The organism is Acidianus sp. HS-5 (genome assembly GCF_021655615.1).
Taxonomy (GTDB): domain Archaea; phylum Thermoproteota; class Thermoprotei_A; order Sulfolobales; family Sulfolobaceae; genus Acidianus.
In genome coordinates, this window is record NZ_AP025245.1 from 1,326,982 (window position 1) to 1,344,456 (window position 17,475).

Consider the following 17,475-nt stretch of genomic DNA (forward strand, 5'->3'; position numbering starts at 1 on the left):
CAAATAATGATGTATTAAAGTAAGAACTCTAAAGGGCTTAATTATTTTTAATTTTTAAAATTCACTGGTATTCTCATTTATGGAACACGTGGGTCATTTACTGTAACAAAAGTTTATGTTTTAGTTATATATAAAGTTGAGAATTTGGGAAAGGTTTTTAAGCAAATATTACATCAAAAACATGATATGAAAAGTAAATCAATATACTATAAAATTCTCTTAATAGGCATAATAGTGCTATTAGGAGGAATGGTAGTCTCAGAAGCTGCTGGAGTACTTGTTCCACCTTCAGCACTGAAGCAACATGTAGTTCCTGGAATAGAGTACTGTAAATATGGACCATATTTAGGCTCAATGATATTCTTATGGAATTATACAAATAACGATCAGATATACGAGTGCTTCCTATCAGGTAACATACAATTAATTAATGCTGTTCCTTCATCCGAGTTTTTAAGCTCCTGTATACTCGCATTAAAGGAATTATCTACAGTGTCGGTCTATGATGACGTCACTTATAGCTTTCTATTTTTCCAAGTAAACTTCAAATATTATCCAGAGAATAATACGTACTTTAGATGGGCATTATCTAGCCTAATAAATCCAGAATTCGTTGAATCTCAAATCCTATGTAATGGTTTAAAAGGAGTACCTAGTGGGTTATACATCTGTCCATCAGTATTCCCCTGCTTAGCAAGTAATTCTACCTTAATAAGTGAACTATATAACATATATACTACTCATGAGTCATATTGTCCTAAGAGGGCTTGCCAATACTTAAAAGACGCTGGATTAGTATATAGTTCATCATTGGGAGAATGGACATATCCTAATGGAACACCTGTTAGTATTCCAATTTATGTCCAAGAAGATTTCTATAATTGCCCTGCATGGATAGAAATGTTAAAGACTGACGCTTGCCAAATACACTTCGGCAAGAACTTAGATATAATAACATATCCACCGTCATGCCTTGTTACTGATCTACTGAGCTTAAAGTACGGATTGATAAACTTCGGATATTTGAGCTATACAGCGCTCATTGACGATGATTACCACACATTAGGTCCTCTAGCGCCATCATGTTCGCTAAATTGTTATGTTAACTCTACAGTAAATGCACAGTTCACAGCTGCTTATGTAAAAGACTCTAACTTGTCTCAGGCCCTAGTAAACTTAGCCAATGCATTAGTAGACTTACAGTGGGACGAACCTTGGATAATATTAGGATGGAATACTTGTATTACTCCAGCTATAACTAATAATTATTATGGTTATGTAACATCTCCTGATGAGGGGTACACATTTACTTATACTGATATACATGAAGGGAATACGATAACCGGAAAGATTGCAGAGTCAATGGGGACAACTGGATATGAAGCTCCAAACTTCGATATTCTATACTGTAACTTCTTCTCCTCTTCAGAGATATGGGACTTAGGAGTACCTACTCCATTGACAGTACCTCCTAATGATCCCACACCATTAGCCTTACAACCCTGTACTGCGACCTATAATGTAGTCCCAATACACAATGTTACTGTAGAGGGACATAAGATTGTTAACGGTGAGGAAATTATATACTGCTTTGTTCATAATGCTACGTATATTAATGGCAGGCCGTTGACAGCCTTAGATTATAACTTTAGCATATGGTATTTTGACATGCCAGGCTACTGTCCTTCTAACAATCCATTAGGGCTTAACTTGAACCATGTGTATATAGGTAATTACCTAAGCATTCCAGTTTATGTTAATTATACTGAGATAGCAAGCTACCCAATGAAGCTAATTTACGGCTCAATGCCTGGCTTAGTCTATTCCTGTGTTCCTGCAAATAATCCGTATAAATTAATATTGTACTTCAACGCTACGGGCTTCTGTCTATTAGATGCTAGTGATGAATATATTGTCCCACCATGCTTATACCTAAATTACAAGCCTTGCCAGTATAATCCAAGCTATCCGAGTCATGTATGTCTAGCATGCAATGGAGAATTACCTGGAGGATTCCCATGGTATATATATGAATGGAACTACTCAATAGGTGCTATAGTAAAGCCATTTGTTGGTAATTTCAGATGGAATCCGCTATCATGTACATATAATGTTACTGCAGGATCTACTGCTACTGTTACTACAAACATCAATCAAATCATAACATCTCCATATATAGTAGTCACACAAACTGGCAAGCTGATAAAGACTGCTCCTAAGCCTTGTTGCCCAATAGCAAATGCTACCGGATATGCAGAAGTTTGGGCTTACGGGTCTACAAAGCCTATAGAGAAGTTAACTCTAACTCATGTGAGTGGTAACCAATACGAGGTTAGTGTTCCAACTAGCGGATTAACGCCTAATACATTCTATGTAGTATTCATTAACGCGACTTACGAGGCTCCAGTTACAGTGGACGGCCATGTAATGATGCTTCCTCACTATGCATATAGGTGGTATGCAGTATATCCGTATTCGCCAGTTACTGTTAAGCCGACTGTTTCTCCTATATCTAACGTCACTACTATATTTAAGTGTGGATCAAAATTAACTAGCTACACTCCACCTACTCCTCCAAGTGTTGTAGTAAACTCATCGTTAGTGACATATACACCACCTGCAGCTCCTTCCGTTAGTTCTGCTGTAATAGCGATGATAGGTATTACTGTTATATTAGCATTGGTAGGAGTTGTAATTTTGATAAGGTTTAAATAAAAGATAATTCTTCATTTTTTTAGGTGTATATTTTTGGGTTTAGCTTCTTATTTGGCTAAAAGAGCTGTTGAAAGAGTAATATTGCTTCTTATATTTACTGCATTTGTTTGGATGTTACTTTTGGGTATACCCCAGCTAATTGGAATAAATCCTGCACTCCATTTTATTAATCCTAGTGAATTTCTTCATGCTAAAAATCCAGCACTAGCGAGGAAATTAGCTATAGAATGCATAGATAGAGGATTAGGTCTTAATTATCCTTTAGGGGCGCAGTTCTTCGTCTATTTTGTTCAGATGTTAACGCTTAATCTAGGCGTATGCCCGGCTAATCATGTAAGTGTTGCGGCGTGCCTGCTCTCTGCTCTGCCATTTACGGTAATATTAACTATTCCTCCAGTTATATTTCAAACATTAGCCAGTATTTACCTAGGTTCTATAGCAGCTGTAAAGAGGAATACGAAAACAGACGTTGCTATAATGAATTACTTTATAGCAGATTATAATTTGCCGATCTTTGTAGTTACTCTATTACTATGGCTGGCATTTGCAGTAATCCTTAAGGTTTACCCTATTTCTGTGTATAATCAAGTTCATGATTGGACTAACATAGTAACTGATTTGAAGGTATTCTGGTTACCTTGGATTATTTTGACTTTTATCTACGGATTTTCGACTAGGGGTATACTAATGAGGAATTCTATGGTAGAAAACTTAGACTCTGATTTCATAAAATATGAAAGACTAGCCGGCTTAAAGGAGAGGATTGTGAGAGCTCATGCCAGGAGGGTCTCAATAATTCCCGTAATAGTTAGGACTGCAATAGACCTTGCTTTCGCAATATCTGGCGATTTCTTCCTGGAGGTGTATTTTGGCATTCCAGGCTTGGGATATAAACTATTCTATGCGGCGTTGGGAGACCAAATAAAGATACTTTTAGGCTCGACTTTTGTATTAACTTTATACGCTGTTATGTTACTTTATTTTGTGGATGTAGTGGAATTCATAATAGACCCTAGAGCAAGGAGGTCGATAAAATGAACTTTAGAAATATTAAAAGAACCTTTAAGGAATTATTTAAAACGTGGCAATTTTTGCTAGCATTTATTATATTAGTAGGTCTAACTATAACCGTCGTAGCCGGTAGTTTGGCATATGCAAAGTGCTGTCCTTATAATTCTCATTATTATTATGCCGCTGCTCCATTTGCCAGACCATCATGGGCTACACTGTTTTGTGGAAATTTACCTCCAGATATTAAAGTTCCCTCAGATTATAATTTAATTGCGGCAAAGTGTCCGGGTGTAATATCATATTGGAATCTAAGAAATGAAACAATAAATGGAGATAAAATAGAAATCATATGGAACTCTACTTTCGGTCCATATAATGAGACGTCGTTCAGTAAAAATCTGATAAGCTTTGGTAATACTGGACACGGTAGTATAGAGATTAAAATTATTGGTAATAAACCGGTAAACGTTACATTATATCACAATTTTGATTACACTTACAAGTTACCTTGTCATTATAATTTTTATGTAATGCAATATAGCGTATATTCTAATACTTCACAACCTTATTTTATATTAGGTAAAATTACTGGTTCTAACGGTAAGTCAATCTGCGTATTGCTACAAGGTACTGGATTTCCCCCATTTGCCAATCATAATATTATATGTTATGTCATTCATGCTTCGACATATTTTCAAATAAAAGGAGGACAATGGAACTACTTCCAAGCAGGAAGTAACGTTCCAGCTTTTACTCCTTATAGTTATACGTTACCGAAGAACGAGACTGCTTTCGCAAGCTATTATATGATCAAGGATCTATTTACTAAGGATGGTACTTATAATGTTACATATACAGTAATGTATTATCCCACGGGAGGTAAAGATTGCGTTACAATTTATCTATCTGACGTTTATTTCGAATTCCTAGGAAGTGTTTATGGTGTACTTGGAACATGTGCTAACGGCGGGAACATATTCGCATTATTTGTTAAAGGAGGCGTATTTGATCTTGAATTGGCAGCTTTGGCAGGTTTGGCAATAGTTGCTATAGGAGCTGTAGTAGGAATTCTGGCAGGATATTACGGTGGAATAAGAGATATGACATTAGTTTCTATTACAGACTTTGTACTTTTGTTACCTGGGTTAATAGTAATACTTTTGATAGTAGCGGCTCTAGATCTCTATGATCCAAAATTCCTTAGCGCAGATAGGGCTTTTATATTAGCTGGAATAATAACTGTTCTGTCTTGGCCAATAACTGCTAGAGTAATTAGGGGAGAGGCATACGTCAATAGATCTAAACCGTTTATAGAGGCATCCAGAGCTTTAGGAGAGACTAACTTTCAGATCTTGAGAAAGCATATGTTCCCTAATTTGCTACCTATTATATTTGCTCAGTTAACTTTAGATGTTACAGCAGTAATCTTTACGGAAAGTACTCTGGACTTTTTAGGGATAGGAATTCCGACATACGAATTCCCTACATGGGGTAACATGTTAGGTTTAGCTAATAATTATGCGGCAGCAGCTCCAGCTCATGCATGGTGGTGGGTGATTCCTCCATCGATAGCCTTAATTCTGTTAGGTGTATCATTATTTTACTTGGGAGAGGCAATTTTGGAGAGATTTAGAGTAAAAACGGGTGTTAGTTAGCAATGCTTCAAGTAGATAATATATATGTTAAGTATAAATTGGGCAAAAATGTAAAGATTAACGCGCTGAATGGGGTGAGTTTTTCCTTAGATAAGGGAGACGTTTTAGGAATAATAGGTGAAACCGGTTCTGGAAAGACTACATTAGCCAGCACAATTATGAGAATATTGCCAGACACTGCAGAAATTAAGGGAAGGACAGTTCTGGATAATCTTGATCTTTTATCGATTAATAAAAACGAATTTAGGACAAAAATAAGATGGGAGAAGATTTCTATTATACCGCAATATTCAATGAATGCACTCAACCCTATAAAGAGAGTAGGAAAGGAACTCACTGAAATAATTATGGAGCATGAGAACGTGAACGAAGAGGAAGCAGTTAATAGAGTTCTTTCTCTATTTAAAGACCTTAATCTACCGGAGGAAGTCTTCTTTAAGTATCCGGATGAGCTTTCTGGCGGTCAGAGGCAGAGGGTAGTAATTGCTTCTGCGTTATTGTTGAACCCGGAGGTAGTAATTGCAGACGAGCCTACTACTGCCCTGGATGTGATAAACCAAGCTAGAGTACTTAACTTACTGAGGAATAAGGTAATTAATGCTTCCAGGATATTGATTTACATAACTCATGATATTGCGGTTGTTGCAGGACTTGCGAATAAATTAATGACGTTATATGCTGGTAAAATAATGGAGATAGGTAATAGTGAGAAAATGTTTAAGAACCCTCTCCACCCTTACACTCAAGGTCTACTTTCTTCAGTCCCAGATATCAGTAATGGGAAGCCCACTCAAATAGGTTATATTAAAGGAGACCCTCCAGATTTAACAAAAGAGATCAAAGGTTGTCCTTTTTATCCTAGATGTCCATTAGCAATGGAAGCATGCAAGGAGAGCTTTCCGGAACCCGTTCAAGTCGATGATAGGTTGGTTTATTGCTACGCGGTGAGGAAAGATGTTAGGTGAAGATCTTTTAAGTAAATTAAATTTTGAACACGGAATAATTAATGTGGAGAATTTATGGATAAAGTATCCTTTAAGTAGAGGAATATTCAGTAAAGTTTATCTTTATGCGGTAAATGGAGTTTCCTTCTCTATACAGTCAGGAGAAATCTTAGGATTAATAGGAGAAAGCGGATCTGGTAAAACTACTTTAGGTAGAGGAGTTCTAAAACTTTTGGACATTGAGGAAGGAAAGGTATTCTGGGGGAATATAGATGTTACCAAATTAAAGGAGAGCAAACTGAGAAAGCTAAGAAGGTATTTCCAATTAATACAACAAGATCCCTATGGAGCTTTAGATCCAAGAATGAGAATATACGATGCGGTAGCTGAAGGACTGAGAGTTCACAAGTTAGTACATAGCAGGGAAGAAGAAGAGGAAATAGTATATAGAGCATTAGAACAAGTTAAGCTAACACCCCCAGAGGCTTTCGCATATAAAATGCCGGATGAGCTTTCTGGTGGTCAGAGGCAGAGGGTAGTAATTGCTAGAGCGCTAGTTCTAAAACCAAAGTTTATGGTAGCTGACGAGCCAATATCCATGTTAGATGCATCTACTAGAGGCCAGATTTTGGAAATTCTCAATAATGCAAGGTCTGAAAATAATCTTTCCATCTTATTTATAACTCACGATATTGCCATAGCGAGCTATATTTCAAATAAAATAATGGTTTTGTATAGCGGAAAAGTCGTGGAAATATCTTCATCAGAAGAAATCATAAAAAACCCAATGCATCCTTATACGCAAGCTTTAATTGAGGCTATACCTAGGCCTGATCCTAATGCAAAAGTTCCCGAACCAAAGATTAAGGGGGAAGTCGTGCCGCTTTTAGATAAACCTAAGGGTTGTGTATTCTATAATAGATGTCCTTTTGCGATGCCAGTATGCAAGGAGAAGGAGCCTGAGTTAAAGGAAGTGAAAAGTGGTCATTATGTTGCGTGTCATCTTTATTAGTCTGATAATTATATTTTTGGCAACACAGGCTTATTTTTCATTTGCTGTAAATTATAGTGGAACTTATGAAGTTCATTATTTAGTTACAACGTATTTTAATGCTCACGGTAACGCTAATATAAAGGTTAACGGGCAAAATATAAGTGTAGATGAAAATTATGTAATTTGCAATAAATCTTTAGAAAAAGCCGCTTCAGCAATAAACCCTAATATATCTGTTTTATTCAATGAGCATCTTTATAATTCTTACTATTACACGTTTTCCTGCAATGGGAGTAAGATATGTTTGAAATTCTATTTTACAAACTCCTCTGAGCTACTTATACCCTATTATCTTCCTATAAATCTGAAGAATGGCAGTTATAAATTAACAATTGTAAATGAAAATATTACCAGTGGTAGGATCGTTCAATATAATGCTACTGCTTCCGTGGTTTATAGGGGAAAGATTATTAATATTACAATAAACGCCTTATGTGAGAATCCCTTACATTTCTATTATATTCATGGGTATTATGCATATAATAAGACTAATAATTTTTTACAGTCGTATGAGAATATATTTAGCGGAAGAGTTAGTGGAAAACATGGTCCTCTAGACTTTGTGGATACTCTATACTTAAGTAGATCGTATGTAACTCACGTATCTACAATAAATACAGATTACATAATAGTAGGTGGAATTGTAGTGGTAGTACTCTTATTAGCTGTGCTACTTATGAAAAGAAGGAAGAAATGATTATCCCTTTAATTCTTCTAAAGGTTTATGTTCTCTTTTTTCGTATATCAACAAGGACGAAATTACTACCAATCCTAGCACGTCCAGAAAGACGCTCGCTTCAACTAAAAGCGGTAAAGGTATTATAAATAGCCCTAACATCACTATACCGTTTTCTTCCTCAATGTAACCTATGATTTGTGCGGGAGTTGAATTCCTAGATGTTATTAAATATAGTCCTTGGAAAAAGAGAGCTAAAGGAAAGATAACTTGTTGAGGGAGTATCTTACCTATTACGAACTCGTAAATTGTGATAATAGCTACAAAGAAGAATGCCAAATCAATTACTAAAAGTGACGCTACCCCTTTTATCTTTTCTCTCTCTCCGAACTTATTACCGAGCATTTTAAGCAGAACATACGGGGTAATTACACCCCTAAGTACTGCAACTAACACCGCGAGGATAAAATAGTCGAACACTCCTGTAACTATTCCTAAAAATGTGGATAGTAATGCTAAAATTATTGATTGAATTCCACTCATCCTCACTAAGGGCTTATAGTAAGCCTGTCCTTGGATGTAAAAGGCGGTAATTATTACTGTTACTGAAATTAAATCGACGATCTCCTCTTTAATCATATTCTATCACCGAGAAAATTAATGATAAAATAGAAACGACGAAGGCAACTGCCAGAAAATCTTGAACTTTATACAGCCTTAGTTTTGATAGTGAAGTATCAATAATTACGGCAATGAAGATGAGTAACATCCATTTTAGGAACATTATTCCTAAATCTTCTACTGCACCTAAAATTCCGGTCTGTAGGCCCCAAGGTAATATAAATACGTTGAGCAAAACGGAACCTAGTAGGTACTGCTTCATATAACCTCCCCACTTTAGTAATGCAAGCAGTTTTCCGCTATATTCGTAAGTTAGTGCGTCGTCTATCATGCCCATTTCAGCTAAGCCTGAACTTTCAACTGGTAATTTTCCAGTTTCAAACAACCATAGCATGAAAAACGCTACTGACGCAAATACGTGATCTAAAGCAAGGTAGTACATGGGTTTTTCAGCAAACTCCAGCTCTATGTAGGGATTGTTAGTTCCAGTAATTAGTGCGACTGCAAAGAATACTGTAATTAGGGTAGCTTCTCCCAAAAAGTTGAAAGAGAGTGCCCTAGAAGTACCGAGGGCTACAAAATTACTCCCGGAGTCCATTGCTGAGGCTATCTTTAAAAATGCCGCTAAGGAGAAGAGTAACGCTCCTCCTAGAAAGTCAACAGTAGGGGTAAATATTACTGGCTGTGGGTAAACTACAGGTATGACGAAAGATATCAAAACGTAAATTGAGAATATTATGTAGGGTGAATAGATAAATACTGCAGAAGCGTTAACTGAAACTACGCTCTCTTTCTTTAGTAATTTTATAATATCGTAGTATGGTTGGAATATGCTCTGTCCTTTTCTAGTCGATATATTAGCTTTTAATTTATCTAGGATTCCTGCGTAAAGTGGAGAAAGTAAAATCACTCCTAAAACTTGAACTGCTGTTTCTATTATTACCTCAATCATATTATCACCGCCAAGAGAGTTATTATAATAAAAGCGAGAATCATGTAAAAAATGTAATAACTTAATGAACTATTCATGTATGAAGTAGATAAAATTCTAGAAAACCTCTTATATGCCTTAGCAAGGCTGTACATTGCCTCCCAAAATATATCTGCAGAGAATACTACCTCATTTTCTAAGATTTTGGTTCTAAGTAGTTTAGCGAGCATCATTCTGATATTATTTGCTAAAGCAAATGATGAATAATGTTCCTCAATTTTTTCTCCGTTATTCCAAATTTCGGTTCTCCTAATTTTAGGTTTTCCAAATATTCCGAATGTTATCAAGCTTATTATAAATAAAAGTAATAGTACATATAATGGTGAAATTCCTCCGAACGCCTTCCCATAATTTGAGACTATAAGTAAACCTTCCAGCATGCCTAAACATGGTACACCTGTAGTAAATCCTCTGAAGAAAATGTATGAAATTGATCCCAAAAGTAGTATAATAATTCCCACTACTAGTGTAATCGAAGCCTTGGCAGAACCTTCAGTTTTCCCTATCTTAAATATTTGAGTATAAGAAATAAATTTAATTAACGCACCTGTAGCTAATCCTTCACCCATTGCTACTATAGACCCTGAGATTATGGGAATAACAGAGAGGATGGAATGTTCAACATAAGCTAACATAAATAAGCTCTCTAAAAGCCCCCATGCGGCTACTCCGCCAATATTTGGTAATAATCCAGACATTGAAGATGCAAGCAATATTCCTCCTATTTTACCTCTCAAGGATTTAGTAACCTTTACGTAAGTTAAGGATTCTCCTTCAACACTACCGGAAATGAAGAATAACCCTGTCTTTGCTATAGAATGAGCTAAAGCAAATACGAGTGATACATCAAGAGCGAATTGTGATAATACTCCGTTGCTAATTAGATAAACACCTATTCCCGTTAGTATTGAACCGTTGTTCTCTATTGTACTGAAAGCTAGTAAGCCTTTCACGTGTTCAGAGACGTAGGCATATAGTGCTCCGAAGAAAATAGAAAAGCCTCCCATTCCTAATAATATAAAGCCAAAGTCTTGAGTTACTATACTTCGTTCTGTTAAAGATGCAATTTTTACTATACCGTATACTCCCATTAGCGTCATTGTAGCACTTAGTATTGCAGAGGAATTTGCGGGTGCAGATCCATGAGCTATTGGTAACCATTCCATCACTAAGAAAGGAAATATACCCATTTTTACTATGAATCCAAATGTAGATATTATGAAAGGTAAAGGTGAAGAAAGCTCTGTAAAGTATATGTTACCAGTAATAGAATACGAGTAGATGAATGCTGACAATATTAATACAGTGCTCAGTTCTCCAAAAGCCATAAAAGTAAACGCTGGATAGTCTATTTTCTTATTTAGTCCTATTATAGCATATGCAGGTATTGACATAATTTCCCAGCCTGCTAGAAATTCTATGTAATTATTAGAAATTAGTACGATATACATTCCTAGAATTGAAGTTATGAAAAGTGGAGAAAACCATTTACCGTAATTGTCGTAAAATATTGAGAAAGCTGAAGAAAGTAGCCATACTATTCCGGCTATAAGGAAGAATATGCAGTGTAATCCTTGGTATATTATGAGTGCCGACGCTATTCCTAGTGAGGAATATCCTATTTTTCTATTAAGTAGTGAAATTATTATAGATACTAATAATAAAAATAAAATGAGTAGCTGGAGCATTTTAATCACCTTTTGCTTCCATTAATGCCTTAAGTATGGTGTAAGGATTTGGAGGGCATCCTGCTATTTTAACGTCGCCCTTTATCTCTGGAGGTAAGCCTAATAGCCCGCCGGAAATTGCACATGTACCCAGAAGAATTACTAACTTAGGCTCTGGTATGGCTTCATATGCTCTCATAAGTGCTTCTCTCATTCCTTCGGTCATTATCCCCATTACTAAGAGCGCGTCTGCATGCCTAGGAGTGTTTGTAAAGAATATTCCAAACCTACTCATGTCGTATTGTGGGGAAGTCAATAACTTGAGTTCTAAATTACATCCTCCGCAAGTTCCTACATCTATTGGATAAATATAAAAAGACCTCTTGAAAGTTGTGTTGTTCTTTTCAACACCAAATATGTTAACGTTGCCAGTCGGTTTATATTCTGGGAAACATCTCCTACAGAATATGCACTTTTCTTTTTCCCAACCGTTGTCTATCGCATTAGTGGGGCAATCAACTTTTCCTTCTCCCTTTAATTCGGTACTCCAAGGTGCTACATCTAAAGGTTCTTCCTTTGGGAATTTTTCAGTTTTGATTCCTCTTTTTATTCCTTTTAAGAACCAGCTCATTCAAACTTCACCCCTACTTCTGAGATCCATATTCCAAAGCTTTCCCAGTTGAAAGGCAAATCTGTAAAAATATTTTTAACCATAGATTTAGAAAAAATTTTAATATTTATAGAAGAAGGTGATAATAAATATACTTCTTTAACTTTTCCATCATTTACTTCAACATAATATGCAAGGTCTCCAGAAGGACTTTCAACTCTTCCTATGGCTTTACCTTCTCTTTTCATTATACCGTAGTTCGCCTTTTTCAGACTTATTTTAGCTAATAGGCTTAGAGATTCTAGAATTTCATTTCCCCTTACTATGAACCTACCAAAAGCGTCTGCAGAATCGTAAGTTGATATTTTAAAATCTAGGTCTCTGTAAGGTAATCCTACTTCTTCTTTTCTAGCATCATATTCAAGGTTTGCAGCCCTTGCAGCGGGCCCTATGCTCTCTTCATCTTTAATGACCCCATTTCCTTGCAGTCTATCTATGAATGTTCTACTCTCTATTAAAGAGTTGAATAACTCACTGAACTCTTTTTCTATAAATTCTAGTCCTTCTATTTTTCCTTCTTCTAAGTTAATTCCTCCGTAATAATTAACACCAAAAAAATATCTATGTCCGAAGTACTTCCCTATTATTCTATTAACCTTCTCTATTAGCCATAATAATGAATTTGTAGGTACTTGAAATCCAGCAGATTCAGTAAGCCTCTCAATTACCAATAAGTTATTCCTTATTCTCTCAAGCTCAATCTCTGCTATTCTATCCAGCAGTAGTTCGTAAGGTACTTCAATCCCAATTGCTTTTTCTACAGCTAATAGGAAAGCTATAGAATGAGAAGCCGCAAAGGAAGCGTTTATTCTCTCTATATAGAGTAAAGTGTCGTTTATATCCTTATCTTTTATCTTAATTACCCTGGACTTATAGTAAGGGTTAACTGTAACTCTTCTGATGTATTCTCCGAATGTTATAATATCAAGCCTCACAGATTCCATTAATCCGCCAGTACTTGGACCATAAACGAAGTCAAATGAACCGTAAGCTGGTGCGTAGTTATCTTTCTCTTCGCTTTCTTCACATTCTGTGTAACCATCACTATATAAGCAGAATTTACCCAGTTTACCTATTTTTCTCCTCATAAAGACCACCAGATTATGATAAATATTCCTATAGCTAGTGATATAATTGCTGAAATTAAAGATATAATACCCAAGGTACTATTTTCATTTAGAGGTTCTTTTTCTCCTTTGAACGTCATTTTACTTACGTGATAATTAACTGAAATGAAGGCAGTAGATAATGCAATTAAGATTATAATGAATTCGATTATGCACTTTCTTACCAAAGATGATAATATGAGAAACTCACCTATAAAAGTCCCAAAAGGAGGAGTTCCGGTCACAGCGAGAGAGGATAGTAAAAGCGAATAAGATGCAAATTTGCTTTTCCATAAACCGTACTCTTCTATTCTCTTGCTTTCATAAGTTTTAATTAGAAGTCCGCTTGAGTAAAAAGCTCCAGCTTTACCGAATGCATGGGAAATCAACAAGATAACTGCTCCAAGAATTTGTCCGCTCGCTAATCCTAGTAATGCTAGGTTAATGTTTTCTATAGTTGAATAAGCAAAGAGTCTCTTGAAGAAAACTTGGCTAGCCATACTTATTGATGCAATAACTATGGAAATTGTAGAAATCCAAGAGTATAACGTAAAAATTGGGCATATTTCGTAAAATTGGTAAAGAACGTATAAAGCTACTGGCAATAAGACGCCGGAGAACATTGCACTTATTGGTGCAGGCGCTTCACTGTGTGCGTCAGGTAACCAAGTATTTACTGGAAATACACCTACCTTTGTACCGAAACCGACTAAGGCTATTGCTGATGCAATTCTTAACGTTAATGATGGTGAATGGTTCATTATTAGGTATGAAACTGTTAAGGAATGCGTGCTGTAGTATACTAGAATAATTGAGATGAATGCAAATGTAACTCCTGCAGAGACTATTATTGTATACCTCCAACCTACTTCCATTGCGGTGTCTGTACCTTCAGTTATTACTAAGAGTATTGTGGATATTGTTGTAGCTTCAATTCCTACCCACATTAAGCCTAAGTTGTTTATTACTAAAGCGAAAAACATTGAGGATGCAAAGAAGTTCAGTAGCAAAAAGTAAGTTCTTTCGCTTATTTTTGTCTTTTCTCCATTTAGATAACTTATAGAGAATAGGGTAGATAATAGATATATTGAAGATACCATCAATACGAAGTACCAAGTAAATTCGGTAACGTAAAAAGTACACGTTATAGGTACATCCTTGAGGAGTAATAGTGAAATTATTACTTCAGTGATTCCTGAGATTATTGTTGAGTATTTAATACCTTTGAAGAAGAGTAAACTAGCTAACAACGGAGTTATTATTAAACTGAGTATTAGAGCGTTCATGGGCTTTTCACCTATCTCTTTAGAGATAGGCGTCATCAGCCCTCATGAAATCGGGCGGTTTAGGGAAAATCCCCAGGGAGACGCCATTCCCTAGCTTCACTAATCGGCCATAGAGATTAATTTTAGGCTAACTTAAAAGTTTTATTTATATAAAATTGTTTGAAAGAAAGTTTCAATAGGCTACACTCTCGGGAATTAACAAAAATAATTTAAACTATTCCATATTGTATAAACAATATGGAACCGAATAGCTTTTCATCAAACAGTTAAAAAGCGATAGCTTCCCAATTTACCAGATTCCTCTTAGATGCATACGATTTAACTATGATTTTAACAATTGCTCCAGTAATTGCCACTGTCCTCTTTCCTCCATCGTCTTCATTAATTGGTGTGTTCACAGTAATACTTGCATACTCTTTAACTATAATATTTAGGCCTTTGGGCTCAGCAATTTTTGGGCATCTAGGAGATAAAATAGGCAGAAAAGGAGACTTAATAATTACAATTCTAGGGCTGGGGATTTCCAGTGCGTTAACATCTGCACTTCCTACTTATGCTGCGGTAGGGATATTGTCTTTCATCTTATTCGTTCTCATTAGGATAGCTGTAGGAGTATTCGCAGGTGGAGAATACGCTGCAGGGCACCCGTTTGCAATGGAGTGGACTCCGTTCAAATGGAGGGGTTTAATTAGCGGTTTAGTTCAAGGGGGATTCTCATTTGGTGCCGCATTAGCTGCAATAGTTGAAGGAGCTTTTATTGCACTCTTTGGAGTAAAGGCTTTAGACGTCTATGCTTGGAGGTACTTATTCCTAACTTCTCTAGTGCCTGCGTTTATTGCGTTAGCTATTAGGCTTACAATGAAAGAAACTCCTGTATTTGAGGATGTTAGAGCTAAAAAACAATTAGGAAGGCTCCATTCTTAGATTTATTCTAATGGGGGTTCAAAGGGGGCGGAAGACCCCATCCGTGGGGATGGATAGCCCCCTTTGTAGTAAAAGATAAATATTCAGCTCTTCGAACAATCTATTAATGTCTGACGTAGGGTTACGCTTCAGAGCGTACACAGACGAACAAACGTTGAGGGCGTTAAAAGCCCAGTTGAAGTTAGTGTGTGAAGTGTACAACACCTTACGCTGGGCAGATTCATATTTCTATTGAAGAGACGGGAAAGGATTAAATAAGACTGAGTTGAGGCAACTTGCCCTCGACTTGAGGAAACAGGATAAACAATACCAACAAATCTATTCCCAAACAGTGCAAGAGATTGCAGACAGATTCTACGACGCTAGAAAGAGGTTCTTCGATGGTTTAGCACGTTACCCAAAGGAAAAGAAACTTCATAAGTGGTACTCCTTAGTCTACCCTCAATCAGGTTGGAAAGTACTGAAAGTGAGAGAAATAAGAACAAAGAGTAAGAAAAACAAGAAGAAAATGTTCACGCTACGGTTATCAAATCTAGGAGTCTTTCACGTTATCGTGCATAGGGACTTCCCGCTGGACAAGGTAAAGAGGGTCGTAGTCAAATTAATGCCATCAGGGAGAATATACATTACCTTCATTGTCGATCAGGAGTTTCCTCAACTCCCCAAGACAAACAAAGTAGTTACTGTTGACGTCAATATAGAGAAACTTCTTACTACCTCTGACGGGGAATACGTGCCAAACGTAAGACCCTACGAGAAGGCGCTCAACAAGACTAGGAGACTTCATCAATCTCTATCGAGGAAGAAGTTTCTTTCAAAGAACTGGTTTAAGGCTAAGACTAAGCTAGCTAAGGCTTACGAGCACATGAAGAATCTTAGGATAGACATGTTCATGAAGTTGGGTAAGTATTTTGCTGAGCATTATGATGTGCTCGTAATGGAGGACATTAACGTTAGGCAACTTGTTGGTAAATCTCTAAGGTCTATGAGGAGGAGGCTTCATGACGTTGCTTTTCATGAGTTTAGGAGTATCATGGGATATCAGTTTGGGAAGTATGGTAAGGAGGTTCGTTTTGCTAATCCTGCTTTCACGTCTATGACTTGTGCTAGGTATGGTTATGTTAGGAGGGATCTAACTTTGGTGGATCGTGTGTTTTCGTGTCCTAAGTGTGGTTGGACTGTAGATAGGGATTATAATGCGACAATTAACATTTTGTATAGATCGGGGTTAGAACGACCCTTAGTGCTTGTGGAGCTGAGACCTCTACCGTTGGCAAGCCTCGGCTTTGACGCAGGAAGCCCTGTCCGTTAGGGCAGGGTAGTTCACCTAGGACCTGAAACCTTAGGGACTAGGTTAACTGAGTCTGCAGAAAATAAGGTTAGTCCTAATTAGATAAAACGTCTCCTAGATTAGCGGAGTAAACTGACACCTTGAATTTTCCTTTAAGATTTTTTAAATCGTCTTCTGAATAGCTTTCTTTTCCTTCATAATTTATATAAATACCTCTAAATTCTCCATTTATGAAAACTAGTCTGAAAACTCCGTCACCGTAACCCGTAATGTAAAGTACTGCAGGCTGTGGAAAAATTGAGGAAATTATTTCCTCAATTGTTGATACTAAATCTGTGGTGCAAACGTCTTTTTCTAAGAGTAACTTAGATTTAGCTACAATTTTAGTTATAAACGAAACACCCTTAAGTTTATCTGAAAGCATAATATTTTCCATTCTATTTTTATAACCAATATAATCTAGAGATAGCCTTTCCTTAATATTCTTATTTATTTCATCTGCGATTTTTCCAAAGTTCTTTTCATATGCCCCTTCATAATATACTCTAAAGAAAGGTTCATCATCAAGTATAATGTAGATCCTAAGGGTATTCTCATCGTTAATAAAATTGAATTGGAAGAAGTTTTTATCTATTTTCGTATAATAATTCAGCTTTAGTCTTTTCTTAAAAATCCCAGGATTAAGTTCAATGATTAATGTATTGTCACTTTTAATTGCAGAAGGTATGCATTCTATTACATTATCTAAATCGCTAAACCAAGACTTTAAGAATTCCTTGTCCATTATGGGCAGCTTGCTTATTTTTGAAATCATTTTTGTAAAGATAAGTAAGTTAGCTAATTAGATTTTTCTATATAAGTCCT

13 protein-coding genes, 2 pseudogenes and 1 riboswitch are annotated in these 17,475 nt (G+C 36.3%); of the genes and pseudogenes, 8 read left to right on the plus strand and 7 right to left on the minus strand.

The features are described 5' to 3' along the window. Nucleotides 1-186: 186 nt before the first annotated feature. Genes HS5_RS07145 through HS5_RS07170 form a run of 6 tightly spaced genes read left to right on the plus strand, consistent with a single transcriptional unit; the run spans nucleotide 187 to nucleotide 8,076 of the window. Entirely contained in the window at nucleotides 187-2,715 is a 2,529-nt protein-coding gene (locus HS5_RS07145) for a hypothetical protein (protein ID WP_236750541.1), read from the plus strand. 33 nt (nucleotides 2,716-2,748) lie between these two features. Beyond that, nucleotides 2,749-3,753 (plus strand): ABC transporter permease, encoded by a 1,005-nt coding sequence (locus tag HS5_RS07150; protein WP_236750543.1) that lies wholly within the window; start codon nucleotides 2,749-2,751, stop codon nucleotides 3,751-3,753. 53 nt (nucleotides 3,754-3,806) lie between these two features. Then, nucleotides 3,807-5,381, plus strand: a complete 1,575-nt coding sequence (locus HS5_RS07155; RefSeq protein ID WP_236750545.1) for an ABC transporter permease — start codon at nucleotides 3,807-3,809, stop codon at nucleotides 5,379-5,381. A 2-nt stretch (nucleotides 5,382-5,383) separates the two neighbouring features. Then, the gene (locus HS5_RS07160) at nucleotides 5,384-6,346 is read left to right on the plus strand and encodes an ABC transporter ATP-binding protein (RefSeq protein ID WP_236750547.1); all 963 of its coding nucleotides are present in this window, start codon (nucleotides 5,384-5,386) and stop codon (nucleotides 6,344-6,346) included. Continuing rightward, complete coding sequence (locus HS5_RS07165; protein ID WP_236750549.1) at nucleotides 6,336-7,337, plus strand: ABC transporter ATP-binding protein; 1,002 nt, start codon at nucleotides 6,336-6,338, stop codon at nucleotides 7,335-7,337. Before HS5_RS07160 ends, HS5_RS07165 begins: the two co-directional genes overlap by 11 nt. After that, the gene (locus HS5_RS07170; RefSeq protein WP_236750550.1) at nucleotides 7,315-8,076 is read left to right on the plus strand and encodes a hypothetical protein; all 762 of its coding nucleotides are present in this window, start codon (nucleotides 7,315-7,317) and stop codon (nucleotides 8,074-8,076) included. The genes HS5_RS07165 and HS5_RS07170 overlap by 23 nt, the downstream gene beginning before the upstream one ends. Here HS5_RS07170 and HS5_RS07175 read toward each other — a convergent pair whose 3' ends face one another. The 6 genes from HS5_RS07175 to HS5_RS07200 are packed head-to-tail and all read right to left on the minus strand — an operon-like array spanning nucleotide 8,077 to nucleotide 14,396. Beyond that, on the minus strand, nucleotides 8,077-8,694 hold the full coding sequence (locus tag HS5_RS07175) for a hydrogenase (RefSeq protein ID WP_236750551.1): 618 nt from the start codon (nucleotides 8,692-8,694) through the stop codon (nucleotides 8,077-8,079). After that, a complete protein-coding gene (locus HS5_RS07180) occupies nucleotides 8,687-9,628 on the minus strand; it encodes a respiratory chain complex I subunit 1 family protein (RefSeq protein ID WP_236750552.1) in 942 nt (313 codons plus the stop codon). The genes HS5_RS07175 and HS5_RS07180 overlap by 8 nt, the downstream gene beginning before the upstream one ends. Beyond that, nucleotides 9,625-11,355, minus strand: coding sequence for a proton-conducting transporter membrane subunit (locus HS5_RS07185; protein WP_236750553.1), 1,731 nt, complete (start codon nucleotides 11,353-11,355; stop codon nucleotides 9,625-9,627). The genes HS5_RS07180 and HS5_RS07185 overlap by 4 nt, the downstream gene beginning before the upstream one ends. A 1-nt stretch (nucleotide 11,356) precedes the next feature. Next, complete coding sequence (locus HS5_RS07190; protein WP_236750554.1) at nucleotides 11,357-11,965, minus strand: NADH:ubiquinone oxidoreductase; 609 nt, start codon at nucleotides 11,963-11,965, stop codon at nucleotides 11,357-11,359. Continuing rightward, complete coding sequence (locus HS5_RS07195) at nucleotides 11,962-13,092, minus strand: formate hydrogenlyase (RefSeq protein WP_236750555.1); 1,131 nt, start codon at nucleotides 13,090-13,092, stop codon at nucleotides 11,962-11,964. Before HS5_RS07195 ends, HS5_RS07190 begins: the two co-directional genes overlap by 4 nt. Beyond that, a complete protein-coding gene (locus HS5_RS07200; RefSeq protein ID WP_236750556.1) occupies nucleotides 13,089-14,396 on the minus strand; it encodes a proton-conducting transporter membrane subunit in 1,308 nt (435 codons plus the stop codon). Before HS5_RS07200 ends, HS5_RS07195 begins: the two co-directional genes overlap by 4 nt. A gap of 19 nt (nucleotides 14,397-14,415) precedes the next feature. Further along, nucleotides 14,416-14,496, minus strand: a riboswitch (Fluoride riboswitch). A gap of 176 nt (nucleotides 14,497-14,672) precedes the next feature. Here HS5_RS07200 and HS5_RS07205 point away from each other — a divergent pair. Continuing rightward, nucleotides 14,673-15,328 (plus strand): annotated as a pseudogene (locus tag HS5_RS07205) (MFS transporter); the annotation flags it as partial. 98 nt (nucleotides 15,329-15,426) lie between these two features. Beyond that, nucleotides 15,427-16,632 (plus strand): annotated as a pseudogene (locus HS5_RS07210) (transposase). Between the two features lie 73 nt (nucleotides 16,633-16,705). Here the strand turns inward: HS5_RS07210 and HS5_RS07215 are convergent. Next, nucleotides 16,706-17,425, minus strand: coding sequence for a hypothetical protein (locus HS5_RS07215; RefSeq protein WP_236750560.1), 720 nt, complete (start codon nucleotides 17,423-17,425; stop codon nucleotides 16,706-16,708). Between the last annotated feature and the right edge of the window lie 50 nt (nucleotides 17,426-17,475).